Source organism: Streptacidiphilus fuscans (genome assembly GCF_015690355.1).
Lineage (GTDB): Bacteria > Actinomycetota > Actinomycetes > Streptomycetales > Streptomycetaceae > Streptacidiphilus > Streptacidiphilus fuscans.
Map to the genome: position 1 here is coordinate 480,656 of NZ_JADPRT010000004.1, position 23,222 is coordinate 503,877.

General features: G+C 71.7%; 22 protein-coding genes and 1 riboswitch. Of the genes, 18 read left to right on the forward strand and 4 right to left on the reverse strand.

Translation table 11 applies throughout. The features are described from left to right. Window positions 1-166 precede the first annotated feature (166 nt). Window positions 167-297, forward strand: a riboswitch (FMN riboswitch). A 189-nt stretch (window positions 298-486) separates the two neighbouring features. From I2501_RS12845 to I2501_RS12895, 11 genes are all read left to right on the forward strand, one after another. Continuing rightward, window positions 487-1,212, forward strand: coding sequence for a riboflavin synthase (locus tag I2501_RS12845; protein WP_196194045.1), 726 nt, complete (start codon window positions 487-489; stop codon window positions 1,210-1,212). Window positions 1,213-1,218: 6 nt separating this feature from the next. Further along, a complete protein-coding gene (locus I2501_RS12850) occupies window positions 1,219-1,896 on the forward strand; it encodes a nicotinamide mononucleotide transporter family protein (protein WP_196194046.1) in 678 nt (225 codons plus the stop codon). Further along, a complete protein-coding gene (locus tag I2501_RS12855) occupies window positions 1,893-3,224 on the forward strand; it encodes a bifunctional 3,4-dihydroxy-2-butanone-4-phosphate synthase/GTP cyclohydrolase II (RefSeq protein WP_196194047.1) in 1,332 nt (443 codons plus the stop codon). Before I2501_RS12850 ends, I2501_RS12855 begins: the two co-directional genes overlap by 4 nt. An 81-nt stretch (window positions 3,225-3,305) precedes the next feature. Next, on the forward strand, window positions 3,306-3,782 hold the full coding sequence (gene ribH / locus I2501_RS12860) for a 6,7-dimethyl-8-ribityllumazine synthase (RefSeq protein WP_196194048.1): 477 nt from the start codon (window positions 3,306-3,308) through the stop codon (window positions 3,780-3,782). Window positions 3,783-3,880: 98 nt separating this feature from the next. Next, window positions 3,881-4,150 carry a phosphoribosyl-ATP diphosphatase gene (locus I2501_RS12865; protein WP_196194049.1) on the forward strand — a complete coding sequence of 90 codons (270 nt, stop codon included), beginning with the start codon at window positions 3,881-3,883 and terminating at the stop codon, window positions 4,148-4,150. 184 nt (window positions 4,151-4,334) lie between these two features. Further along, complete coding sequence (hisG, locus tag I2501_RS12870; protein ID WP_196194050.1) at window positions 4,335-5,180, forward strand: ATP phosphoribosyltransferase; 846 nt, start codon at window positions 4,335-4,337, stop codon at window positions 5,178-5,180. Between the two features lie 85 nt (window positions 5,181-5,265). After that, window positions 5,266-5,730, forward strand: a complete 465-nt coding sequence (locus I2501_RS12875; RefSeq protein ID WP_196194051.1) for a PH domain-containing protein — start codon at window positions 5,266-5,268, stop codon at window positions 5,728-5,730. Window positions 5,731-5,879: 149 nt separating this feature from the next. Beyond that, window positions 5,880-7,310, forward strand: coding sequence for a hemolysin family protein (locus I2501_RS12880; RefSeq protein ID WP_408022730.1), 1,431 nt, complete (start codon window positions 5,880-5,882; stop codon window positions 7,308-7,310). Beyond that, a complete protein-coding gene (locus I2501_RS12885; RefSeq protein WP_196194053.1) occupies window positions 7,307-8,386 on the forward strand; it encodes a hemolysin family protein in 1,080 nt (359 codons plus the stop codon). The genes I2501_RS12880 and I2501_RS12885 overlap by 4 nt, the downstream gene beginning before the upstream one ends. Before the next feature lie 58 nt (window positions 8,387-8,444). Continuing rightward, the gene (locus I2501_RS12890) at window positions 8,445-9,404 is read left to right on the forward strand and encodes an ABC transporter ATP-binding protein (protein ID WP_196194054.1); all 960 of its coding nucleotides are present in this window, start codon (window positions 8,445-8,447) and stop codon (window positions 9,402-9,404) included. Then, a complete protein-coding gene (locus I2501_RS12895; protein ID WP_196194055.1) occupies window positions 9,401-10,567 on the forward strand; it encodes an ABC transporter permease in 1,167 nt (388 codons plus the stop codon). The genes I2501_RS12890 and I2501_RS12895 overlap by 4 nt, the downstream gene beginning before the upstream one ends. Before the next feature lie 176 nt (window positions 10,568-10,743). Here I2501_RS12895 and I2501_RS12900 read toward each other — a convergent pair whose 3' ends face one another. Together I2501_RS12900 and I2501_RS12905 are read right to left on the reverse strand one after the other, a co-directional pair. Then, window positions 10,744-12,765: an AAA family ATPase gene (locus tag I2501_RS12900; RefSeq protein WP_196194161.1), complete on the reverse strand. Its 2,022-nt coding sequence runs from the start codon at window positions 12,763-12,765 to the stop codon at window positions 10,744-10,746. Window positions 12,766-13,341: 576 nt separating this feature from the next. Continuing rightward, window positions 13,342-13,923 (reverse strand): uridine kinase family protein, encoded by a 582-nt coding sequence (locus tag I2501_RS12905; protein ID WP_196194056.1) that lies wholly within the window; start codon window positions 13,921-13,923, stop codon window positions 13,342-13,344. A 47-nt stretch (window positions 13,924-13,970) separates the two neighbouring features. Between I2501_RS12905 and I2501_RS12910 the strand changes: the two genes are divergently transcribed. After that, on the forward strand, window positions 13,971-14,600 hold the full coding sequence (locus tag I2501_RS12910) for a PadR family transcriptional regulator (protein ID WP_196194057.1): 630 nt from the start codon (window positions 13,971-13,973) through the stop codon (window positions 14,598-14,600). On the opposite strand, the gene I2501_RS12915 is transcribed toward I2501_RS12910, so the two are convergent. After that, a complete protein-coding gene (locus I2501_RS12915) occupies window positions 14,539-14,967 on the reverse strand; it encodes a nuclear transport factor 2 family protein (protein ID WP_196194162.1) in 429 nt (142 codons plus the stop codon). The genes I2501_RS12910 and I2501_RS12915 overlap by 62 nt on opposite strands. Window positions 14,968-15,229: 262 nt before the next feature. On the opposite strand from I2501_RS12915, the gene I2501_RS12920 reads away from it, so the two are divergent. Both I2501_RS12920 and I2501_RS12925 read left to right on the forward strand, forming a co-directional pair. Further along, window positions 15,230-16,321, forward strand: a complete 1,092-nt coding sequence (locus I2501_RS12920) for a hypothetical protein (RefSeq protein WP_215909608.1) — start codon at window positions 15,230-15,232, stop codon at window positions 16,319-16,321. Between the two features lie 79 nt (window positions 16,322-16,400). Further along, on the forward strand, window positions 16,401-17,513 hold the full coding sequence (locus I2501_RS12925; protein ID WP_196194059.1) for a phosphotransferase family protein: 1,113 nt from the start codon (window positions 16,401-16,403) through the stop codon (window positions 17,511-17,513). Between the two features lie 7 nt (window positions 17,514-17,520). On the opposite strand, the gene I2501_RS12930 is transcribed toward I2501_RS12925, so the two are convergent. Then, a complete protein-coding gene (locus I2501_RS12930; protein WP_236046163.1) occupies window positions 17,521-17,934 on the reverse strand; it encodes a hypothetical protein in 414 nt (137 codons plus the stop codon). A 152-nt stretch (window positions 17,935-18,086) separates the two neighbouring features. Between I2501_RS12930 and I2501_RS12935 the strand changes: the two genes are divergently transcribed. The 4 genes from I2501_RS12935 to I2501_RS12950 all read left to right on the forward strand — a co-directional run bounded on the left by I2501_RS12935 (window position 18,087) and on the right by I2501_RS12950 (window position 23,065). Then, window positions 18,087-18,530 (forward strand): Lrp/AsnC family transcriptional regulator, encoded by a 444-nt coding sequence (locus I2501_RS12935; protein ID WP_196194060.1) that lies wholly within the window; start codon window positions 18,087-18,089, stop codon window positions 18,528-18,530. Window positions 18,531-18,584: 54 nt separating this feature from the next. Next, a complete protein-coding gene (locus I2501_RS12940; RefSeq protein WP_196194061.1) occupies window positions 18,585-20,225 on the forward strand; it encodes an amidohydrolase in 1,641 nt (546 codons plus the stop codon). A 629-nt stretch (window positions 20,226-20,854) separates the two neighbouring features. Next, window positions 20,855-22,438: an apolipoprotein N-acyltransferase gene (lnt, locus tag I2501_RS12945; protein ID WP_328806341.1), complete on the forward strand. Its 1,584-nt coding sequence runs from the start codon at window positions 20,855-20,857 to the stop codon at window positions 22,436-22,438. Window positions 22,439-22,534: 96 nt separating this feature from the next. Further along, entirely contained in the window at window positions 22,535-23,065 is a 531-nt protein-coding gene (locus tag I2501_RS12950) for an FxsA family protein (protein WP_196194062.1), read from the forward strand. The last annotated feature ends 157 nt before the right edge of the window (window positions 23,066-23,222 follow it).

The following is a 23,222-nucleotide window of genomic DNA, read 5'->3' on the forward strand; positions in this document are numbered from 1 at the left end:
ACGGCAGGTTGGCAGCTGGTCCCGTGAACAGCAGCCGGGCAGCTCAGCGTCTCGGCGTGGATTCATTCCCCACACCGGCGGTGATCCATCCCACAGGCGCATGCGGGGGACGGGTCTTGCGCCCTTGACACCGGTTCGTGGCAGACTGACTGCAGCAGTACGACGTTTGCGCACTCCGGGGTCGGTGAAATTCCGAACCGGCGGTTACAGTCCGCGACCCGTCCGCCTCCAGCGGCCGGTTGACCAGGTGAAATTCCTGGACCGACGGTTAAAGTCCGGATGGGAGGCAGTGCGCGGCGGACGTCGGGCTGCGGCGTCGTCGCAAGGCGCGCATCCTCCCCGGATGCGTTCGGCGTCCGGTGTGTCCCGTTTCGGGCTACCCGGCCGCGCTCCGCGTCGTCCCGTGACCCGTGGTTAGTCGTCCGTTGTCAGCTCCCGCTACAGCCCCGGAGACCGCGCAGTAGGCGCGAGGTCACGGAGAGCTGAATGTTCACGGGAATCATCGAAGAGCTTGGCGAGGTCCTCTCGATCGAGGACCTGGGCGACTCCGCCCGGATCCGCCTGCGCGGCCCCCTCACCACCGCTGACGCCCACGAGGGCCAGTCCATCGCGGTGAACGGCGTCTGTCTCACCGTCCTCGACACCGACGCCGAACTGGCGGCCCAGCCCGGCGAGTTCAGCGCCGACGTGATGCGCGAGACGCTGGAGCGGTCCAGCCTGGCCGCCCTCGCCGTCGGCTCCCGGGTCAACCTGGAGCGGGCGATGGCCCTCGGCGCCCGCCTCGGCGGACATCTGGTGCAGGGTCATGTCGACGGCACCGCCGAACTGCTCTCCCGCACCCCTGGCGAGGCCGGCGCGGACGGCACCCCGCAGTGGGAGGTGCTGCGCTTCAGCCTCCCGGCTGACCTCTCCCGCTACCTGGTCGAGAAGGGCTCGATCACCGTCGACGGCATCAGCCTGACGGTGGTGGAGGCGGCCCGTGACTCGTTCACGGTCAGCCTGATCCCGGCCACGCTCGCCCACACCACGCTGGGCGCCAAGGAGATCGGCCAGCCGGTCAACCTGGAGGTCGACGTGATCGCCAAGTACGTCGAGCGGATGCTCACCGACCGCGCCTTCGACCTGAACGGCGGCAGCGCCGGAACTGGCGCCGACGCGCGTGACGTCCAGGCTCTGGCGGACGCCACCGGGCGTACCCGGCCGGGGGTCTGACGCATCATGAGCAGCTTCCTCACGGAGCTCAACGGCACCGCGTTCACGGTGTTCGGCGAGCACATCAAGTGGTCCGACATGATCGGCAACCTGCTCGGCCTGGCCGCGCTGGCGCTCGGCTGGCGCCGGTCGGTCGTCAGCTGGCCGGTTCAGCTGCTCTCCGGCCTGGTGCTGGTCTCCGCCTACGCGTCCGCCCACCTGAGCGGCGGCGTCGGCAAGCAGATCGTCGTCATCGTCGTCGCGGTCTGGGGCTGGCTCCGGTGGAGCCGAGGGCGGCAGCGCGAGGGCGGCATCTCCGTCCGCTTCGCCACCTGGGCCGAGCGGGCCTGGCTGGTGCTCGGCACCGCCGTCGGCACGGTCGCCGTCGCGCTGCTCTTCCAGGCCTACAACCTCTCCTGGTCGCCCTGGGAGGACGCGTACCTCTTCGTCGGCACGCTCGCCGCGATGATCGCGCAGGGCCGTGGCTGGGTCGAGTTCTGGTTCGCCTGGCTGGCCGTCGACCTGGTCGGCGTGCCGCTCGCGTTCACCAGCGGACTCGCCTTCTCCGGCCTGATCTACGTCGTCTACTTCGTCCTGGTGGTGCTGGGCATGCGGTCCTGGTGGCTGCGCACCCGCATCCCGCAGCAACCCACTCTCCCCGCGCAGCAGGACCGCGCAGCGAACGCGGAAGGAGCCGTCGCATGACCGCCGTTCAGGATCTCGCTCAGCAGGAGCTTGCCCTTCCGGACCTGGCCCAGCAGCACGGCGAGGTCTACGAGGACCTCACCCTCGACAGCATCGAGTACGCCGTCGCCGAACTCGCCGCCGGGCGCGGCATCGTGGTCGTCGACGACGAGAACCGCGAGAACGAGGGCGACTTGGTCTTCGCCGCCGAGCTCGCCACGCCCGAGCTGGTCGCCTTCGCCATGCGCGAGTGCCGCGGCCTGCTCTGCGTGCCGATGGTCGGCGAGGACCTGGACCGGCTGGAGCTGGACCAGATGGTCCAGCAGAACACCGAGTCGATGCGCACCGCCTTCACCGTCTCGGTCGACGCCCGCGAGGGCACCACCACCGGGATCTCCGCCGCCGACCGGGCGCTGACGATCCGTATGCTCGCCGACCCGACCACCGTCCCCGGCGACTTCGTCCGCCCCGGCCACGTCTTTCCGCTGCGCTCCCGCGCGGGCGGCGTGCTGGAGCGCGACGGGCACACCGAGGCAGGGCCGGACCTGTGCCGCCTGGCCGGGCTGCGTCCGGCCGCCGCGATCTGCGAGATCGCCAACGACGACGGCACCATGGCGCGGCTGCCGGAGCTGGTCCCGTTCGCGCGCCGCCACGGCATGGCCATCGTCTCCATCGAGGACCTGATCGCCTACCGCCGTCGCACCGAGGCGCGCGTCACCCGGGCGGCGACCACCTCGCTGCCCACCGAGCACGGCTCGTTCACCGCGCTCGGCTACCGCAGCGAGCCGGACGGCGTCGAGCACATCGCCCTGGTCGCGGGCGGTCTCGGCCCGGACGGACGGCTGCCGGACGGCGAGGATGTGCTGGTCCGGGTCCACTCCGAGTGCCTGACCGGCGACGTCTTCGGCTCGCTGCGCTGCGACTGCGGGCCGCAGCTGGGCGCCTCGCTCGACCGGATAGCGCAGGAGGGCCGCGGCGTCGTCCTGTACCTGCGGGGTCACGAGGGCCGCGGCATCGGCCTGCTGCACAAGCTGCGCGCCTACGAGCTGCAGGAGGACGGCCGCGACACGGTCGACGCCAACCTGGAGTTGGGCCTGCCTGCCGACGCCCGCGACTACCGCGCCGCCGCGATGATCCTTGCGGACCTCGGCGTCCGCTCGGTGCGGCTGCTGAGCAACAACCCCGACAAGCACGAGGCGCTCAGCGGTCACGGCGTCCAGGTGACGGACCGTGAGGCCGTGCGCGTCGGCGTCGGCGAGCACAACCTGCGCTACCTGCTGACCAAGCGCGACCGGATGGGCCACGACCTGCCGTGGCTGGACGAGCCCGTTCCGGCCCACAGCGCCTGACAGCCACACGCACGGCCGAAGAACGACCACCGAGAAACACCACCCAGAACACCGAGAATCACCACCGAGAGGACGAGGCAAGTGAGCGGCGAGGGAGCCCCCAAGCTCGACGTGCAGGGCGCGAAGGACCTGAAGGTCGCGGTTGTCGCGGCGCAGTGGCACACCGTGGTCATGGACGGTCTGATCGCGGGCGCCGAGCGGGCGCTGGACGAGTACGGCGTCACCGACCGCACGCTGCTGCGCGTGCCCGGCAGCTTCGAGCTGCCGGTGGCCGCCAAGGTGCTCGCGGCCTGTGAGTACGACGCGATCGTCGCGCTCGGCGTCGTCATCCGAGGCGGAACACCCCACTTCGACTTTGTGTGCGAGGCCGCGACCATGGGCCTGACCCAGGTCTCCGTGGACTCCGGGATCCCGGTCGGTTTCGGCCTGCTCACCTGCGACAACGAGCAGCAGGCGCTGGACCGGGCGGGACTGCCCGACTCCAAGGAGGACAAGGGCCACGAGGCGACCACCGCGGCGCTCAGCACGGCCGTGCTGCTCCGCGGCCTGGCCGGCTGACCCTCTCCAGGTGTCGACAGGCTTGTTGTCCATGACGCCGTCCGTACGGTGGGACGACACGACCTGTTCCCGGGGAAGCACGTAGGGTGGAGCCCATCATGGCGCAGAAGACATTCGAAGAGCTCTTCACCGAGCTGCAGCAGAAGGCCACCTCCGGCGCGACCGGTTCGCGCACCGCCGAGCTGGTCGGCCTGGGCGTCCACGCCATCGGCAAGAAGGTCGTCGAGGAGGCGGCCGAGGTGTGGATGGCCGCCGAGCACGAGTCCGACGAGCGGACCGCCGAGGAGATCTCCCAGCTGCTGTACCACCTGCAGGTGATGATGGTCGCGCGCGGCCTCAGCCTGGAAGACGTCTACGCCCATCTGTAGACCCCGCGTGTCATGACGCAGCGGGGCACCGAGCCGTTTCGGTGCCCCGCTTCTTCGTGTCCGGGGCCTGATTCCGCGGACGTCTCGTCACCTGCACCAACCAGCTCTTCCCACCGCTCAGTTCACCGAGTTCACCCAGTTCACGCAGTTCACCCACGCAGCACCGGACGAAAGGCCAAGACCCATGCTCCGCATCGCCGTCCCCAACAAGGGCTCCCTCGCCGAACCGGCGGCCGGCATGCTCCATGAGGCCGGGTACCGCCAGCGCAAGGACAGCAAGGAGCTGGTCCTGGTCGACCCGGAGAACAACGTCGAGTTCTTCTACCTGCGCCCGCGCGACATCGCGATCTACGTCGGCTCCGGCCGTCTCGACGTCGGCTTCACCGGCCGCGACCTGCTGCTGGACTCCGGGGCCAACGCGGAGGAGATCCTCTCGCTCGGCTTCGCCGGCTCGACCTTCCGCTTCGCCGGCCCGCCCGGGGTCGCCACCAGCGTCAAGGACCTGGAGGGCCGCCGGATCGCCACCTCCTACACCGGCCTGGTCGAGAAGCACCTGGCCGACGCGGGCGTCTCCGCCACCGTGACCAAGCTGGACGGCGCCGTCGAGACCGCCGTGCAGCTCGGCGTCGCCGACGTGATCGCCGACGTGGTGGAGACCGGCACGAGCCTGCGCAACGCCGGTATGGAGGTCTTCGGCGAGCCGATCCTGGTCTCCGACGCGGTGGTGATCCGTTCCGTCGGCGCGACCGAGGACCCCGCCGTCGACCAGTTCATGCGGCGTCTGCAGGGCGTCCTGGTGGCCCGTCGGTACGTGATGATGGACTACGACATCCGTGCGGAGCGCGTCGCCGAGGCGGTCGCGCTGACTCCCGGCCTGGAGTCGCCGACCGTCTCCCCCCTGCACAGCGAGGGCTGGGTGGCGGTCCGGTCGATGGTGCTGCGCAAGGAGGCCCAGCGGATCATGGACGACCTGTGGGGCATCGGGGCGCGCGCCATCCTGGTGACCAACATCCACGCCTGCCGTCTCTGAGAGGCCAACCCACCCGTGCATCCTTGGCGGTCACCGGGGGAGGATCACTGGTGAACCACGAGGGAGACACTGTGGAGGCGCTGACATGACCGCCCGCCCGAGCCGGGTGACCGGGCCGCCGACGTTGCCGCACACCTGGCGGCCGGTGCTGACCCGCGTCGTGCTGCTCGGGCTGGCGGTGCTCTCCGTGGCGTTCTTCGCGACCATCGCGATCCTCTCCGCGCCCGACTGGCAGCGCCACGACCGGATCGGCATCGGCAGCTCCGGCGTGGTCTTCGCGATCGTCCTGGTGGTGCTGGCCCGTCCCAAGGCCAAGGCCGACCGGACCGGGCTGACGGTGGTCAACTTCGTCCGCACGCGCCGCCTGGAGTGGCCGCAGATCGTCTCGGTCAACCTGCGGCAGGGCGACCCGTGGGTGCTGCTCGACCTCGCCGACGGGGACACGCTCGCGGTCGTCGCGATCCAGCCGGGCGCGGGACGGCGTCAGGCGGCCCGGATGGCCAACGAGTTGCAGGCGTGCGTCGACGCCTACGGGACGGCACAGCGCTGACCGGGCCGGGAAGCATGCCGCCGACCGGAACGGCACATCGCTGACCTGCGTCGTTCATCCGGAGTTTTCAGGCATCCTGGTACGGTAGGCGTCTTTGCCAAAACTTTGGATGACCTGGAGAAGTTGCCCCGTCCATGGACCCTCACAGTATCGCCGCGGCCTGGCTGCTGTTCGGCATCGCCGTCCTGCTGATCCTGGCCAACGGCGTCTTCGTGGCCGCCGAGTTCGCCTTCGTCACCGTCGACCGGGGGGAGGTGGACCGGGCCGCGGCGGCGGGGGACCGGCGGGCCGCCGGGGTCGCGCGGGCACTGCGCACCCTCTCCTTCGAGCTCTCCGGCGCACAGCTCGGCATCACCGTCACCTCGCTGCTCGTCGGCGTGCTGGCCAACCCCGCACTGGCCCGGCTGCTCTCGCCGCCGTTGACGTCCCTGGGTCTGCCCGGGTCGGTCGCGACCGGGGTGGCGGCGGTGGTCGGGTTGGTGATGGCGACCGTGCTGCAGATGGTGATCGGCGAGCTGGTCCCGAAGAACTGGGCGATCTCGCGTCCGCTCCAGGTGGCCCGCGCGGTCGCCGCGCCGCAGCGGATCTTCTCCACGCTCTGCCGCCCGCTGATCCTGCTGCTCAACGGGATCGCCAACCGGATCGTCCGCGGGTTCGGCCTGGAGCCCGCCGAGGAGCTCGCCTCCGCGCGCAGCGCCGAGGAACTGGTCGCGCTGGCCCGCCACTCGGCGAGCGAGGGCGCGCTGGAGAGCGACACCGCCGACCTGTTCGTCCGCACGCTCGGCCTGGCCGAGCTGACGGCGGAGAGCGTGATGACCCCGCGCATCGACGTCGCCGCGCTGGAGGACCACGCCACCGCCGCCGACGTGCTCAACCTGACCCGGGCGACCGGGCTCTCCCGCTTCCCCGTCTACCGTCAGTCGATCGACGACGTGGTCGGCGTGGTGACGCTGAAGGACGCGCTCGCCGTGCGGGCAGGGAACCGCGCCGCGGTGCGGGTCGGCGCGCTCGCCTCGCCGCCGCTGCTGGTGCCGGAGACGCTGCCCGCCGACCGGTTGCTTGACCTGCTGCGCAGCCGTCAGCAACTGGCCGTGGTGGTCGACGAGTACGGCGGGACGGCCGGGGTGGCGACGCTGGAGGACATCGTCGAGGAGATGGTCGGCGAGGTCCAGGACGAGCACGACCCCGCCGACCTGCCCGAACTGCGGCCGGTCGCGGCCGTCGAGGGCCGGTCGGCGTGGGAGGCGGAGGGCCGCTGCCGCGTCGACGTACTGGAGTCCGTCGGCCTGCGGGCGCCGGACGGCCCGTACGAGACGGTCGCCGGTCTGCTCACCGACCTGCTCGGCCGCCTGCCCGCGGAGGGCGACAGCGCGGAGCTGCCCGGCTGGCGGCTCACCGCGCTGGAGGTGCAGCGGCACCGCACCGAACTGGTCCGCCTGGAACGCCTGGTGGACCCGGAACAGCGCGATCACCGAAACCACCGCGACCGGAACCATGGGCACCGCTCCGATCGTGCCGCGCAGGGTCCGGCCAGTCCGACGAGCCCGGCGAGTCCGGCGAGCCCGGCGGGTGAGCGATGAACGTTCTCGAACTCGCGCTCGCCATCCTGCTCGTGCTCGGCAACGCCTTCTTCGTCGGCGCGGAGTTCGCGCTGGTCTCGGTGCGCCGCAGCCAGGTCGAGCCGCTGGCGGAGGCCGGAGACCGGCGCGCGGCCATAGTCGTGCGCGCACTCGAAGACGTCACCGCGATGATGGCCGCCGCCCAACTCGGGATCACCGTCTGCTCGTTGCTCCTCGGCGCGCTGGCCGAACCGGCCCTGGCCGGACTGCTGGCAGGCCCGTTCCACGCGCTCGGCGTGCCCGAGCAGCTGGTGCACCCGATCTCCTACGTGCTGGCGCTGGCCGTCGTCGTCGCACTGCACATGGTGATCGGCGAGATGGTCCCGAAGAACATCGCGCTGGCCACCCCCGAGCGCGCCGCGCTCGTCCTCGGCCCGCCGCTGGCGGCGATCGCCCGCACACTGCGGCCCTTCATCGGGTTCCTCAACGCCTGCGCCGAGCTGCTGCTGCGGCTGATCCGCGTGGAGTCCAAGGACGAGATCGACGCCGCCTACACCAGCGAGCAGCTCGGGCATCTGATCAACGACTCCTACGCGGCGGGCCTGTTGGCCGGACACGCGCAGGAGCGGCTGGAGGACGCGCTGGAGCTGGGGCTGCGGCCGGTGCGCGAGGTCGTCATGCCGATGGACCGTCTGGTCACGGTCGACCGCACGGTGACCGCCGAGGGCCTGGAGGAACTGGCCGTCCGCACCGGCTACTCCCGCTTCCCCGTCGTCGGCGACTCGATCGGCGACCCGGTAGGTGACTCGGTCGGTGACGAGCCGTCCCCGGGGTTCCTCGGCTACCTGCACGTCAAGGACGTGCTGGATCTCGAGGAGCGGGACGCGACGGTGCCGCAGCGCCTGTGGCGGCCGATCCTCACCCTGTGCGGGGACCTTCCGCTGGACGACGCGCTCGGCCAGATGCGCCACTCCGCCGCGCATCTGGCGGGCGTCGTGGACGCCGAGGGACGCACTCTGGGCCTGGTCGCGCTGGAAGACGTACTTGAGGAACTGGTCGGTGAGGTCCACGATCCTGATCACCGTGCCACCCGCTAGGGTGACACCCGGTCAGTCGAATGAACGACTGACCGATTGACAGCCTCACGGGGGAGTGATGAGCAACGTGAGCGATCGAAGGCTTGAAGTCGATCGTGTCTCCAAGCGTTACGGCGACACCGTCGCGCTGGACGGTATGGCTTTCGACGTCCGGGCCGGAGAGATCTTCGGCTTCGTCGGAAGCAACGGCGCCGGCAAGACCACCACCATGCGGATCATCCTGGGCGTGCTGGCCGCCGACTCCGGCGAGGTCCGCTGGGACGGCGCGCCGGTGACGCTGGAGACCCGCAGCCGCATCGGCTACATGCCGGAGGAGCGCGGCCTCTACCCGCGGATGAAGGTCGGCGAGCAGCTGGAGTACCTGGCCCGCCTGCACGGCCTCACCCGCGCCGACGCGGTCAGCGCCGCCCGGACCTGGTCCGAGCGCCTGGGCGTCGAGGCCCGCTTCGGTGACGAGGTGCAGAAGCTGAGCCTCGGCAACCAGCAGCGCGTCCAGTTGGCCGCCGCGCTGGTCCACCACCCGGAGATACTCGTCCTCGACGAGCCCTTCTCCGGCCTGGACCCGGTGGCCGTGGACGTGATGAGCGAGGTGCTCCGCGAGAAGGTCGCCGAGGGCATCCCGGTCATCTTCTCCAGCCACCAGCTCGACCTGGTCGAGCGGCTCTGCGACCGCGTCGGCATCGTCCGCGCGGGCACCATGGTCGCTTGCGACACCGTCGAGGCGCTGCGCGCCTCCGGCGGCGAGGAACTGCTGGTCCACGCGCCGGAGGCACCAAACGGATGGGCGGACGGCCTGCCCGGCGTCAGCGTTCGCGGCCATGACGCCGGACGCACGGTCCTCGCCCTCGCCGACGGCGCCGACGACCAGGCGGTTCTGGCCGCAGCGCTGGCCACCGGCCCGGTCCGCGAGTTCGCCCGCCGCCGCTCCACGCTGACGGAGCTCTTCCGGCACGTGGTCAGCACGGACAACACTGCCGCCGGCACTGCTGTCGGCACGACGGGGGAGAGGGTTCAGTGAGCAGCGAGCAGCACAACCGCCTGGAGGTCGGCAGCGGGGAGGCGATCCGGCTGGTCGCCGGTCGCGAACTGCGGGTCCGGCTCCGCTCCAAGGCGTTCCTGATCGTGATGGCGATCTCCGCCCTCGCGTTCGTCGCCCTGCCGATCATCACCAAGTTCGCCCACTCGTCGCCGAGCACGGCCAAGGTCGCGGTCACCCAGCAGGAGGCCGCCTACGGCAACTCCCTGGAGCAGATCGCGAACGCGCTCCACCAGAACGTCTCGGTCACGGTCGTCCCGGACGCGGCGGCGGGCACGGCCCTGGTCCAGAGCGGCAAGGTCGACGCCTTCGCGGTCCACACTTCCGGCAGCGGAACGGCGGTGACCGTCAAGAAGACCCTGCCGGACTCGCTCAAGACCGTCCTCTCCCTGGTCGGCCAGCAACCCACGCTGGCGTCGCAGCAGGTCCAGGTCACGGCGCTGGAGAAGAACGACCCGCAGCAGGGCCAGAAGATCACCATCGCGATCGCGGCCGGGCTGCTGATGTACCTGATCCTGATGACGGTCGGTCAGATGGTGGCCCAGGGCGTGGTCGAGGAGAAGAGCAGCCGCGTCGTCGAACTGCTGCTCGCCACGATCAAGCCGTGGCAGCTGCTGGCGGGCAAGGTCGCGGGCATCGCGGTGATCGGCGCGCTGCAGCTGGTCGTGCCGAGCGTGATCGGCCTGGCCATCGGCATGGCCGACGGCCAGTTGAACCTCCCGCTCAGCGCGTCGGTCGGCAGCTTCGCCTGGACGCTGGCCTGGTTCCTGGCGGGCTTCTGGCTCTTCGCCATGATCTTCGCCTCGGCCGGCGCGATGGTCTCCCGCCAGGAGGACCTCGGCGGTGTGATGGCGCCGATCATCATGCCGCTGGTCGTCGGCTGGGTCGTCGCCATCTCGGTCCTGCCGAGCAACCCGCAGAACCAGCTCGCCGAGGTTCTTTCCTTCGTCCCGCTGACGGCCCCGGAGATCATGCCCATGCGCTGGGCGCTCGGCGTGGCCCCGCTCTGGCAGGTCCTCGTCTCCCTGGCCCTCACCCTCGCCTGCGGCGCGGTGATGCTGCGCTTCGCGGGACGGATCTACCGCAACTCCGTCCTGCGGAGCGGGGCCAGGGTGCCGCTCAAGGAGGCGTTGAAGGCGGCGTAGTAGTTGCACTGCCTCGGGGGCGCGGGGCTCTGCTGATTTGCGGCTCCGCCGCGTGGGCGCGACAAGCCACCCTGTGTGGTGAGTCGCCGATCGAGCAGGGCCATTCGCACAGGGTGGTTGCTCGCGCAGTTCCCCGCGCCCCTGAGGAAGGTGCAAGTACCTGCGGGAGTGAAAAGTCAGCGTCCGTCTATTAGCTCGCCGTAGGCCTGGAGCACATCCGGCAACCGCAACGCGGCCAGGTCCTGCCGGGACGGCGGATCAGCCAGGACGGAGAGACGCAAGTCTCGGTACGCGCAGGACTTCTCGTACAGCGTCCGCATGAAGCGGCCGTTGCCGAGGTCGTCGATCCAGCCCTCGCGGACGACGTGGGCGCAGATGGAACGGAGTTCCTCCAGCGCCTCCTCGTCCCAGAAGTCCCCGTCGCCCTCGGCCAGCGTCTCGCCGATCGCGGAGAGTTCGTCCGGCCGGTAGCTGGGGAAGTCGACGCGGGTGGTGAACCGCGAGCTGAGCCCGGGATTCGCTGCCAGCAGGCGGTTCATGCCCTCCGGGTAGCCGGCGAGGATCACCACCAGCCGGTCGCGGTTGTCCTCGGCGCGCTTCAGCAGGACCTGGAGCGCCTCGTCCCCGTACGCGTCGCCCTTGGAGTAGCCGGAGTTGGCCAGGCTGTAGGCCTCGTCGATGAAGAGCACGCCGTCCAGCGCCGAGTCGATCAGCTCGTTCGCCTTGACGGCCGTCTGACCGAGGAACTCGCCGACCAGGTCGGCTCGTTGGGCCTCGACCAGGTGGTCGCCGCTGAGCAGGCCGAGGGCGTAGAAGACCCGGCCGAGGATCCGGGCCACCGTGGTCTTGCCGGTACCCGACGGGCCGGAGAAGACGAAGTGCCGCTTCGGCGGCTGCACCGGGAGGCCTTGGTCGGCGCGGAGGCGGGCCATCCGCAACTGCGCGGACAGCGCCAGCACCTGGCGCTTGACCGGTGCCATGCCGACCATCCGGTCCAGCTCGGCGAGCGCGGCGTCCAGGCGCTGCTGGTCCGGCTGGACGGTCGTGCCGGGGGGCAGCGGCGGCACCGCCGCGGAGTCGGCGCGGTGGCGCGCGCCCAGCGCGGTGGCCCCCGGCATCCGGGGTTCGGCGTCGTCGCTCTCCTCGGGCTCGTCGTCCTCGTCGGCGTCCGCGGCACCCGTGCCCGCCGCGTCGAAGTACGCGGAGTCGGCGGAGTCGGCGGCGCCGTTCGCGCCGTCCACGGCGCCTGAGGCCGCGTCCGCGTCCGCACCGTCGTCGTCCTCGTCTGCGAGAGGGAAGCCGGGCAGCGGGTCGTAGTAGGCGGGGTCGAAGGCCCCTTCGAGGGAGGAGTCCAGCGAAGGGTCCAGCGGGTCGAACGGCGAGGCCGACGCCGTCTCGGGCGGTGAGCCCGCGAAACCGGCGCCGCCGCTCACGTGGCGCGGGCGGTGCAGACCGGGCTCCGGCGGGGACTCCAGCAAGGACGGGTCGACGCCGTCCTCCGCGGTGATCGCGGCAAGGCGGGCGGCGGTGTCCATGAAGCCGGGGTCGACGCGGTGCACCGCACGGTAGAGCGAGAGCGCCGCCGCGCTGCGGCCGACGCCCTCGTAGGCGCGGGCGAGCCAGTAGCGCAACTCCTTGCGCTGCGGCTGCTCGGAACGGCAGCGGGCCAGAGAGGTGGCCAGCGGCAGTTCGGCCTGACCGGCCATGTCCAGCCGCACCCGGGCCATCCCGGCGAAGAGGCCCGCCTCGATCCCGAGCAGCGGATCGTCCAGCAGGCCGTCCGTGTCGCGGATCAACTGCTCCCAGTCCTTGGTCAGGTAGGAGCGGCAGGCGTGCAGGAACCGGACCGCGTGGTCCAGCCCGGGCGGCGGGCAGTCGGCCAAAGCCTGGTCCAGCTCGGGCAGATGGCGGCCGTCCAGCCAGTGCGAGGCGTGCGCGAGCGCCAGGTCGCGCTCGTCCTCCAGCAGTGGCTGCACCCACCAGCCCAGCCAGTACCAGGAACTGAGCGGGCGCCGGTGCCTGCCCCGCTGCTCGCCGAAGCGGTGCCGGTTCCGGTACATGGCGAGCAGCGCGGCGGAGGTGTCCGAACGCAGGGCGTGCAGGCCCAGCCACGCGTCGGCCATGCCCGGGTCAAGGCGGACAGCGGCGCGGAACTCCTCCTCGGCGCGGGTGTACGCGCCGGCGGCATAGGCGTCCATGGCCCGCAGCCAGGCGCGGTCGGCCAGGCTACGGGAACGCCTGTCGCCGTTGTCCTCTGTCCCCACCGCTCTGCCCCCTGCTGTGCCGCGACCCGCCGCCCAGCTGCTGGGCTGGCCCCAGCTACTGGACCGACCCGGGAGGCCTGCAGACGCCGCACTTTGACGGTCCGTGAGCGCGCGGGGCCGAGGCACCGCGCTCATGGGGGCATCGTACCGGCCCGATGCTGATCCGGAAGAGTGCCGTGCGGCCGTATCGGCTGGTGGGAACACGGACAAACGGCGGACACAAGCGGCGCGCGGGGTTCCGGTGGTAACCGACGGTCACGCAGGCCGCACGACGCATGTCGGGCCAAAGGGGCGGATCCGCCGAAAAAAGGACGAGCTGCCGGCCACGGGGGAACGGCCGGCAGCTCGTGTCTCTGGAGCGCGATCACGCTCTGTCGCGCTGATGAGAACGTAGTTGCTGCCAGGCCCGCAGGTCAAGGCCCCACCTGCTGCAGGTCCCTGGTGCAACTCCCTTTGCGGGGTGGCAATTCATTGGCTCGCAGACAACACACCGGGCACACGCAGTCATGATTACGGTGCGTCGCCGATCGGATCCCCGGTCGCCCCGTCCACCAGAAAATTGGCGAAAGGTCTGGTGGGATCGTGCCGAAAGTGTGTCGACTGCTCCACGAACCAGTGCGACCAGAAGTCGGCCTGATCCGGTCCGTCCCGGTCCTCGCCACGCGCGCGGGCGGTGGCGGCGTCGAGTTCCATCCAGACCACCGCGACCAGATACGGCCGCACCGCCCGGCGTCCGCCGCCGACCCCCTCCAGCAGGAGAAACGGAGGGGCGGCGGCCAGTTCACGGGTGGCGGCGAAGCGGCGCAGCGTCCAGTCGTAGACGCGGTGCCGCACCGGCCGCCCGGCGGCGAGCGGCTCCAGCACCTCGTCGCGCAGGCGGTCGGTCCAGTCGAAGAACTGCTCGTGCGTCGCCAGGTCGTCCAGATGCACGACCGGCGCGTCCCCGGGACGTGGCGAGAGCGCGGCCGAGAGCCGGGCGGCGAAGGTCGTCTTCCCGGAACCGGCGAAGCCGTCGACGGCGATCAGCCGGGTCGGGCCGCAGGAGGGCGGCAGCGCCGCCAGCCGCGCCGCGAGTGAGTCCAAGGTGAGCATGATGCTGTGAGGGTATCCAGCCACCCTGCGCCGGTTACGCTCGGCGCATGGCACTGCGCAACGCGATCATGTCCGCGCTGCTCGACGGCGAGGCTTCGGGCTACGACCTGGCCAAGGCCTTCGACGCCTCGGTGGCGAACTTCTGGATGGCCACGCCGCAGCAGCTCTACCGCGAGCTGGACCGGATGGAGGCCGACGGCCTGGTCCAGGCGCGGGTCGTCGAGCAGGAGCGGCGGCCGAACAAGCGGCTCTTCTCGCTCACCGACGCCGGCCGCGCCGCGCTCCACGCCTTCACGGCCGAGGCCCCTCGGCCGTCCGCGATCCGGGACGAACTCCTGGTCCAGGTGCACGCCGTGGACGCGGGCGAGGCGGACGCGGTGCGCGCCGCGCTCCGTGAGCGTGCGGCCTGGGCGGAGGCGAAGATCACGCGCTACGAACGCCTGCGCGCACGGCTGCTGGACGGTCGCGGCGAGGAGGAGTTCCTGGCCGCCGCCGAACCCGTCGGTCCCTACATCACGCTGCTGCGCGGCCTGATGTTCGAGCGGGAGAACCTGCGCTGGTGCGAGCAGGCGCTCGCCGTCCTGGAACGGCGTGCCGTCCCGCCGGACGCGGCGCTCACTCCGCCGACTCCCCGGACGTCACCGACTCCGCCGACGAGCCCAGCGCCTCGGCGGTGATCCGCTCGAACTGCGCGCCCATCGCCGCCGCGAGCGCCTGCGCTCCGGAGAGCGGGCGCACCATCACCGTGAACTCGTCGATCAGGCCGTCCTCGTCGAAGTGCAGGAAGTCGCAGCCGTGCACCTCGCGGCCGTCGACGGTCGCCTTGAAGACGAAGGCGCGGTCGCGGTCGTCGTCGCCGCCGATCTCGCGGACGTAGCGGAAGTCCTGGAAGACCCGGCCCGCTCCGCGCAGGATCGCCGCCGTGAAGGCCTTGCCCGGGTAGGGCTTGAAGACGACCGGGCTGGTGAAGACGACGTCCTCGGCCAGCAGCGCCTCCAGGGCCGCGTGGTCACCGGCCTCGACCGCTGCCCGGAATGGGTGCACCGTGCGCTCCATGGCCACGCTCCGCTTCGTCGCTCTGTTGCTTCGTCGAACTTCGAAGATAGTCAATTAGTTGAGTATCTGCGTCGGCGAGCGTAGTCACCGTGCCGCCGGCTGTCGAGGGTCGCCGCGAACCGGCCGATCGGGGTATGGCCTCCCGAGTTTACCTGACGTACCGTCAGATACCTTTCCTGTCGAGGAGGCCAGCGTGACCCTCCGTCCCGTCCCTCTGGACGAGTACCCCGTGCACCAGGTGCCGCTGTCCATGCGGCACGTCGCCACCGGCGACCGCAACGCCTACGACCGCTGCATCTTCCACGTGTTCGACCACAGCGGCCGCGCCCTCCTCATCGCCGGGCTCGGGGTCTACCCCAACACCGGCGTCATCGACGCCTACGCGACGCTCAAGGTCGGCGACACGCTGCATGCCGTCCGCGCCTCGGACGCGCTGGGCGAGGACCGGATGAAGCTCCAGGTCGGGCCGATCCGGATCGAGGTGGTGGAGCCGCTGCAGACGCTGCGCCTCGTCTGCGAGGGGGACGGCACACCCGACGGCCTTGCCGTCGACCTCACCTGGCAGTCCGAGTTCCCCGCGGTGTGGGAACCGCACCACGTCGGCCGCACCGGTGACCGGCTCACCCTCGAAGGTCGGCGCTTCGTGCAGGCGGGCGGCGCGACCGGCGTGATCCGCGCCGGGGGCGTGGAGTACCGGGTCACGCCGGAGGAGTGGACCGGCACCCGGGACCGCAGCTGGGGCGTCCGACCGATCCCCGGCGAGCAGCCCGGCCGCGCGGCCGAGGAGCAGCGGCCCGAGGGGTTCCACTGGGTCTGGTGCCCGATCCGCTTCCGGGACCGCTTCGTCATGGTGATCCTCCAGGAGGACGCCGACGGCTACCGCACCCTCAACGAGGCACTTCTCGTCCACGCCGACGGGACCGGGCGGGACGCGACCGGCCACGGCGAGGCAAGGCACGACGGGACGCGGCGCGACGAGCAGCTCGGCTGGCCGCACGTCGACATCCGCTACCGCTCCGGCACGCGTGTGCCGGAGGGCGCGGTGCTGCACCTCACCGACTCCGCGCGCAAGCCGGTCGAGATCCGCGCCGAACTCCTCGGCGGTTCCCCGCTCGCCGTCGGCGCCGGCTACCCGCCCGCCGCCGACTGGCAGCACGGCACCTGGCAGGGACGCGGCTGGGTGGACCGCCGCAGCTACGACCTCACCGACCCGAACGACCTCGGCCTCGCCGCGTACGGCGTCACCGACCACGCGGCCCGGTTCACCCTCGACGGGGAGACCGGCCACGGCATCTTCGAACACGGCAGCTTCGGCCGCCACGATCGTGGGGGTACCCCCTAGCCGAAGGCCGGGGGAGGCTTTGCCGACTTCTCCTCCGTCGCACCCTGATCCGTCCGTTCACGAGAGGAGCAGCCGCGCCATGGCCACCCCCAGCGCACCGCGTCCGCGCACCAGCACCCGCGACCCCGAGCAGCTCCGCGTCCGGCTCGCAGCCTGGATCGACGGCTGGCTGCCCGGAGCCTCCGTCACCGATCTGACCGTCCCTCAGTCCAACGGCATGTCCAGCGACACCGTCCTCTTCGATCTGCGGCACGCCGACGGCAGCGTGCAGCCCTGCGTGCTGCGACGCGCCCCGGACCCCGCCGACCCCGCCGGTTTCACCGTATTCCCCGGGTATGACATGGAGCGGCAGTACCGCTGCATGGAACTGGTCGCCGCGCACACCAAGGCCCCGGTGCCACGCCTGCTGCGACTGGAGACCGATCCCGAACCACTGGGCACCGCAGCCATTCTGATGGAACGTGTGGACGGGCGAGTCCCGCCCGATGTCATGCCCTACACCTACAGCGGCAACTGGCTGCACGAGGCGACCGACGCCGAACGCGCCGAGTTGGAGCACGCGAGCGTCGCCCTCCTCGCCGAGCTGCACACGGTCCCGGTGGCCGAAGCAGCCTTCCTGCAGCCGGATCAGGGCGACGGCAGGAGTACCCTACGCAGGCACGTCGACGCCCAACGCGCCTACTACGCCTGGGTGGTGGACGGAAACCCCGCCTCGCCGCTGATCGAGCGCGCCTTCGCCCGGCTGGAGCAGCTCTGGCCGAGCGAGGAGGGCGAGACCGTACTGAGCTGGGGCGACGCACGCATCGGCAACGTGATCTACCAGGGCTTCACCCCGGCGGCGGTGCTGGACTGGGAGATGGCCGACCTGGGCCCGCGGGAGCTGGACCTGGGCTGGTTCGTCTTCCTGCACCGGTTCTTCCAGGACCTGACGGTCGCCTTCGGTCAGCCCGGACTGCCCGGCTTCCTGGACCGCGACCGGGTCACGGCCCAGTACGCCGAGGCCAGCGGCCACACACCGACCGACCTGGAGTTCTACACGCTCTACGCGGCGCTGCGCCACGCGGTGGTGATGCTCAGGATCGGCCACCGGCAGATCCACTTCGGCGAAGCCCAACTGCCGGAGGAGCCCGACCGCCTGATCCTGCACCGCGACGCGCTCGCGGCCATGGTCGAGGGCCGCTACTGGTCCTGACGGACCGTTACTGGCCCTGACGCCGTATCGGGGTCGACCCGGCCCCGCCCACGTGCGAGAACGGCTGCCGACGCCAGTCGAGCTCCGCGGGCAGGGTGAGGAACTCGGCGAGCGAGGGCTCGGAGTCGAACTCCGGGTCCTCGTCGGCGTCGTAGTCCGCGGCGTCCTCCAGCCCGCGGCCCGAGCCCTGGCAGAGGGCGGCCGAGAAGGGGTGCCACGGGTTGCTCACGACGGCGTGCTGCGGGAAGCGCTCCTCGTTGTCCAGCACGGCGATCGGGCGGTGGCAGTCGGGGCAGAGGAACCGGGTGATCTCCCAGGTCTCCGCCTCGCCCGGGTCCATGCCGGGCGTTCTTTCGGAGTCGAGGCGCTCGCCGAGCCCGACAGGCTCGACGACAGCAGGAAGCTGTTCGGCAACAGTCATCTGAACTCCCCCTGGAGCAGGCACGCGGACCTCGGTGGTCGCGACCATAGCGAGCACTTCCCGCGCGCGGCATCCGATAATCCTGGGCGTGGCAGCGTGGTTGTCGTGCGACTGTGGCCTTGCTCACATCTCGCGTCGGATAAGTTGTGCGGGTGGAGGAACTCGACCGACAAATTGTGCAGCTGCTGGTCGCCGACGGGCGGATGAGCTACACAGACCTGGGCAAGGCCACGGGCCTGTCCACCTCGGCGGTGCACCAACGGGTGCGACGTCTCGAACAACGAGGAGTGATCCGCGGATACGCCGCGATCGTCGACCCCGACGCCGTCAACCTGCCGCTCACCGCGTTCATCTCGGTGAAGCCGTTCGACCCGAGCGCGCCCGACGACACCCCGGAGCGGCTGGCCGGCATCGAGGAGATCGAGGCGTGCCACAGCGTGGCGGGCGACGAGAACTACATCCTCAAGGTCCGCGTCACCGCACCGGGTGACCTGGAGGACCTGCTCGCCCGCATCCGCTCCGCGGCAGGCGTCTCGACCCGCACGACGGTCGTGCTGAGCACGCCCTACGAGGCGAGGCCACCCCGGTTCAGATGAGTGCCCCGCGCCCTGAGGTGAGTGCAGCCTTCTCGCTTGCATAACCTTGACCGCATGAGCGCCGCCGCACCCCTCACCGCCCTTGCCGAGACAGCCCCGCGCAGCGTCCTGCTGCGCGGCGGGGACGTCTACAGCCCGGCCGACCCCTTCGCCACCGCCGTCCTGTTGCAGGAGGGGACCGTGGCCTGGGTCGGCGAGGAGGGCGCGGCCGAGAGCTACGCCCGGGACGCCGAGCTGGTCGTCGACCTCCAGGGCGCGCTCGTCACCCCGGCGTTCGTCGACGCGCACGTGCACGCGACCTCCACCGGCCTCGCGCTGACCGGGCTGGACCTCACCGACTGCCCGAGCCTGGCCGAAGCCCTGGACCGCATCCGCGCCTTCGTCGCCACGCGCGACACCCGCGACGGCGTCCTGCTCGGCCACGGCTGGGACGAGACCAAGTGGCCCGAGCACCGCGCGCCGTCCCGCGCAGAGCTGGACGAGGCCGCCGGCGGGGCCGCGATCTACCTCTCCCGCACCGACGTCCACTCCGCCCTCGCCTCGACCGCGCTCCGTGCGCTCGTCGGGCCGGAGTTGGCCGCGCTGCCCGGACACGCCCCCGACGCGCCGCTGAGCCGCGACGCGCACCACGCGGTCCGCCGCGCCGCGCTCGCGCATCTGACGCCCGCTCAGCGGGACGCGGCCCAACGGGCGACCCTCGCGCACGCGGTCACGCTCGGCATCGGCTCCCTGCACGAGTGCGCGGGCCCGGACATCTCCTCCGAGGCGGACCTCTCCGCGCTGCTCGCACTGGCTGCCGGGACGCCCGGTCCGGAGGTCTTCGGCTACTGGGGCGAGCTCGGCGCGGTCGAGACGGCCCGGCGGCTCGGCGCGGTCGGCGCGGGCGGGGACCTGTTCGTCGACGGCGCGCTCGGCTCGCACACCGCCTGTCTGCACGACCACTACACCGACTCCGCCCACACCGGCGCGTCCTACCTCTCCGCCGCGCAGATCGCCGACCACGTCGCCGCCTGCACCGAGGCGGGCCTCCAGGCGGGCTTCCACGCCATCGGGGACGCCGCGCTGACCGCGCTGGTCGACGGCGTCCGCGCGGTGGCCGAGAAGCTCGGCCTGGACCGGGTCCGGTCGATGCGCCACCGGGTCGAGCACGCCGAGCTGCTGACCCCCGCCCACATCGCCGCCTTCGCGGAGCTCGGCCTGACCGCCTCCGTCCAGCCCGCCTTCGACGCGGCCTGGGGCGGCCAGGACGGCATGTACGTCGAGCGGCTCGGCTCTGCGCGCGCGCGGACGATGAACCCCTTCGCGGCGATGCTGCGCGCCGGAGTCCCGCTCGCCTTCGGCTCCGACGCCCCGGTCACCCCGCTGGACCCGTGGGGGACCGTCCGCGCCGCCGCCTTCCACCGCACGCCCGAGCACCGGATCTCCGTGCGAGCCGCGTTCACCGCGCACACCCGCGGCGGCTGGCGCGCCCTCGGACGCGACGACGCCGGCGTGCTGGTCCCCGGTGCGCCCGCGTCGCTGGCGGTCTGGGAGCCGGGCGAGCTGGTCGTCCAGGCGCCGGACCAGCGGGTCGCCAACTGGTCCACCGACCCGCGCAGCGGCGTCCCCGGCCTGCCCGACCTCACGCCCGGCCGCGAGCTGCCGCGCTGCCTGGCCACGCTGGTCGGCGGCCGCGCCGTCCACCTCGCTGCCTGAGCGGCTCCCGCCTGAACCGCCTGAGCCGCGCCCGCCGCCTGACCGGCGCGACGGGCTCCGCCGGGCACCCGTCCGGCGGAGCCCATCATCCTCGCGAGTGGCCCGACACGCCCGGATACCGCCGAACGAAGGGTTGCCCACACGCCGCTCACAGCCCCAGCACACGTGGCTGACCTGCGACGACGCGCCGTCCGCGCAGGTAGAGCGGCGGTTGACAGGCCGCCCCGGCGGGCGAGTAGGTTCGTCGTCGTCCACCCCACCTCACCACCCACGCCAAACCCGGGATCGCCGCTGGCAGGCAGCCAGGTCCAGTGTTGCCGGACCGGGGAGCGTGGGCGGCACCGGGTCCGCGGGCCCAACGCCGACGGGTGCGACCCGGGCTCGGCCCGGACGCTCAGTAGACAACGGCTTCTGGTCGACCCGCAGCCAGCGGATCCCGAGTCGGCCCGAAGAGCGTCCGGGCCGAGCCCGTTTCCGCGCCGTTTCCAGCCCCGTTCCGGGCCCCTTTCCGCGCCTCTTTCCGAACCTGTGCGCTCCCGTCCTCACCTGCGCTTACCGTGAGGATGTACCGTCTTCCCACTGCCATGGATCATCGTGATCACCCGATCGGCTGCGGATAGGCGGCGAGCGTGCCCTTGACTCTGGAAACCGACGACCGCGCGGAGGCCCAGCCCACCGCGCGTCCGTCGCGCCTCGCGCGCGTCCGCGCCGGGTTGCCGCGCACGGGGCTCGCCGCGCTCTGCGGTGCGCTGCTCGCCCTCTCCTTCCCCTCCTTCGGGATCTGGCCGCTGTCGATCGTCGCCGTCACCGGACTGGCGCTGCTGACCTACCGGCGCACGCTCAAGCAGGCCGCGTGGACGGGCATCGTCTTCGGCGGCGTCTTCATGTTCTGGCTGCTGATCTGGATCGACGTCATCGGCTACGACGCGTGGGTGCTGCTGGCGCTCGCCGAGGCCGCGTTCGTGATGCTGATGGCGATGGGCCAGGCGGCCGTCTCCCGGCTGCCCGCATGGCCGCTGTGGACGGCGTGCCTGTGGGTCACCCAGGAGTGGGCCCGCGACCGGGTTCCGCTGGGCGGGCTCCCGTGGGGCCGGCTCGCCTTCGCCAACACCTCGTCACCCTTCACCCCGCTGGCCGCGCTCGGCGGTGCCCCGCTGGTCACCTTCGCCGTCGCGCTGAGCGGCGCGCTGCTGGCCGCCGCGATCCTCGCGCTGCGGGCCCGCGGACGCCGCGCGGGCGTGGCCTGCGCGGCGGGCGCGGTCGCGCTCGGCGTCGTCGGGTACGCGGTCCCGCTGCCGACCGGCGGCGACACCGCCGGTGGCCCGGCCTCGGCCGAGATCGCGCTCATCCAGGGCAACGTGCCGCACGCGGGCATGGACTTCCTCGGCCGTCCGATGCAGGTGCTCGGCAACCACGTCGCCGCCACCGAGGCGCTGATGGCCAAGGTCGGCGAGGGCAAGCTGCCGCAGCCGCAGCTGGTGATCTGGCCGGAGAACTCCTCCGACGTCGACCCGTACGTCACGCCTGAGGCCTACCAGCTGATCGACGGCGCGGCGAAGCAGGCCGGAGTCCCCATCCTGGTCGGCGCCCTGGTGGACGGCCCGGACGCGACGCACGTGATGAACGAGGGCATCGTCTGGGACCCGAAGACGGGCCCCGGCGCGCACTACACCAAGCAGCATCTGGTGCCGTTCGGCGAGTACGTGCCGTTCCGGTCGTTCCTGAGCCAGTACATCTCCGAGCTGAAGCGGGTCGCCGTCGACTTCTCCCCGGGCGACAAGACGGGCGTCCTCCAGGTGGGCCCGGCCAAGATCGGCGACGTGATCTGTTTCGAGGTCGCCTACGACGGCATCGTCCGCGACGCGGTCACCAAGGGCGGACGCGTCATCGTCATCCAGACCAACAACGCGACCTACGAGCACACCGACCAGCCGGACCAGCAGTTCGCGATGTCGCGCCTGCGCGCGGTCGAGCACGGCCGGTCGGTCGTGATCGCCGCGACCAGCGGGATCAGCGCGGTCATCGCCCCGAACGGCTCAGTGATCGAACGCACCCAGCTGGCCACCCAGGCCGAGCTCGAAGCGAACGTCCCTCTGCGGGACGGTCTCACCCTCGCGGACCGCGTCGGAGCGACGCCGGAGTGGGCACTGGCCCTGCTGGGGCTTGCAGCCTGCGGCTTCGCCGTGTGGCAGCGTCGGCGGCAGCCGAAGTAGTTGCAGCACGCTGGGGGCGCGGGCTCCGTGGAACACAGGATTCACCTCGTGCGTTTCCGGTAGGAACCCCTCGTTCGACGAAAGGTCCCGGCCACCGTGCGCGGCTCACGCATCAAGCGGTTCCTCCCTCTGCTCGTCGCGGCCTACGCGCTGCTGGAGCTCTGGATCGTCGTAGAGCTCGCCGGAGTCATCGGGTGGCTCGCCGTGCTCGCGCTGCTGGCCGGCGGGTTCGTGCTGGGCGGGTGGGTGATCAAGCGGGCCGGGTTGCGCGCCCTGCGCGCGACCACGACCGGGCGGATGCCCGACGGCGAGGCCAGGACCGCGGTGACCATCGCCGGAGGCGTCCTGCTGATGGTGCCGGGCTTCCTCTCCGACGTGGTCGGGCTGCTCTGCCTGGTGCCGCCGGTGGCCAAGGCGCTGCAGCGGGTCCCGAGGGCGCTGCTGCGGCGCGGACCGCTGGGTGACGCCGTCCGGTACCAGGAGCAGGTCCAGGAGCAGATGCGGATCCACCAGCCGGACGGCAAGGTCGTCCAGGGCGAGGTGATCCACGACGACGAGCCGAAGTCCGGTCCCTACGACTACGGCCGCCGCGACGACGACGGCCCCTACGGCCAGATCCGCCGCTGACCCGACCGGTCCCCGGAGGACCCCGGACCGGTTACCGGAAAAGGGGAAAAGCACGACGAGGCCCGGGCTCCCCCGAAGGGGAGCCCGGGCCTCGTCGTCAGGTCCGTGCCGCTGTCGCGGCTACGCGGACTTGCGCGCGTCGCGCGGATGCACCGCG

What these genes read in the sequence shown, in the direction of transcription:
- I2501_RS12920 (WP_215909608.1), top strand. Translation starts at nt 15,230, where the DNA reads ATGCGGCACGTCGCCACCGGCGACCGCAACGCCTACGACCGCTGCATC.
- I2501_RS12905 (WP_196194056.1), bottom strand. Translation starts at nt 13,923, where the DNA reads ATGCTCACCTTGGACTCACTCGCGGCGCGGCTGGCGGCGCTGCCGCCC.
- I2501_RS12875 (WP_196194051.1), top strand. Translation starts at nt 5,266, where the DNA reads ATGACCGCCCGCCCGAGCCGGGTGACCGGGCCGCCGACGTTGCCGCAC.
- I2501_RS12890 (WP_196194054.1), top strand. Translation starts at nt 8,445, where the DNA reads ATGAGCAACGTGAGCGATCGAAGGCTTGAAGTCGATCGTGTCTCCAAG.
- I2501_RS12885 (WP_196194053.1), top strand. Translation starts at nt 7,307, where the DNA reads ATGAACGTTCTCGAACTCGCGCTCGCCATCCTGCTCGTGCTCGGCAAC.
- I2501_RS12930 (WP_236046163.1), bottom strand. Translation starts at nt 17,934, where the DNA reads ATGACTGTTGCCGAACAGCTTCCTGCTGTCGTCGAGCCTGTCGGGCTC.
- hisG (WP_196194050.1), top strand. Translation starts at nt 4,335, where the DNA reads ATGCTCCGCATCGCCGTCCCCAACAAGGGCTCCCTCGCCGAACCGGCG.
- I2501_RS12850 (WP_196194046.1), top strand. Translation starts at nt 1,219, where the DNA reads ATGAGCAGCTTCCTCACGGAGCTCAACGGCACCGCGTTCACGGTGTTC.
- I2501_RS12855 (WP_196194047.1), top strand. Translation starts at nt 1,893, where the DNA reads ATGACCGCCGTTCAGGATCTCGCTCAGCAGGAGCTTGCCCTTCCGGAC.
- I2501_RS12925 (WP_196194059.1), top strand. Translation starts at nt 16,401, where the DNA reads ATGGCCACCCCCAGCGCACCGCGTCCGCGCACCAGCACCCGCGACCCC.
- I2501_RS12845 (WP_196194045.1), top strand. Translation starts at nt 487, where the DNA reads ATGTTCACGGGAATCATCGAAGAGCTTGGCGAGGTCCTCTCGATCGAG.
- I2501_RS12910 (WP_196194057.1), top strand. Translation starts at nt 13,971, where the DNA reads ATGGCACTGCGCAACGCGATCATGTCCGCGCTGCTCGACGGCGAGGCT.
- I2501_RS12865 (WP_196194049.1), top strand. Translation starts at nt 3,881, where the DNA reads ATGGCGCAGAAGACATTCGAAGAGCTCTTCACCGAGCTGCAGCAGAAG.
- I2501_RS12900 (WP_196194161.1), bottom strand. Translation starts at nt 12,765, where the DNA reads ATGGACGCCTATGCCGCCGGCGCGTACACCCGCGCCGAGGAGGAGTTC.
- I2501_RS12940 (WP_196194061.1), top strand. Translation starts at nt 18,585, where the DNA reads ATGAGCGCCGCCGCACCCCTCACCGCCCTTGCCGAGACAGCCCCGCGC.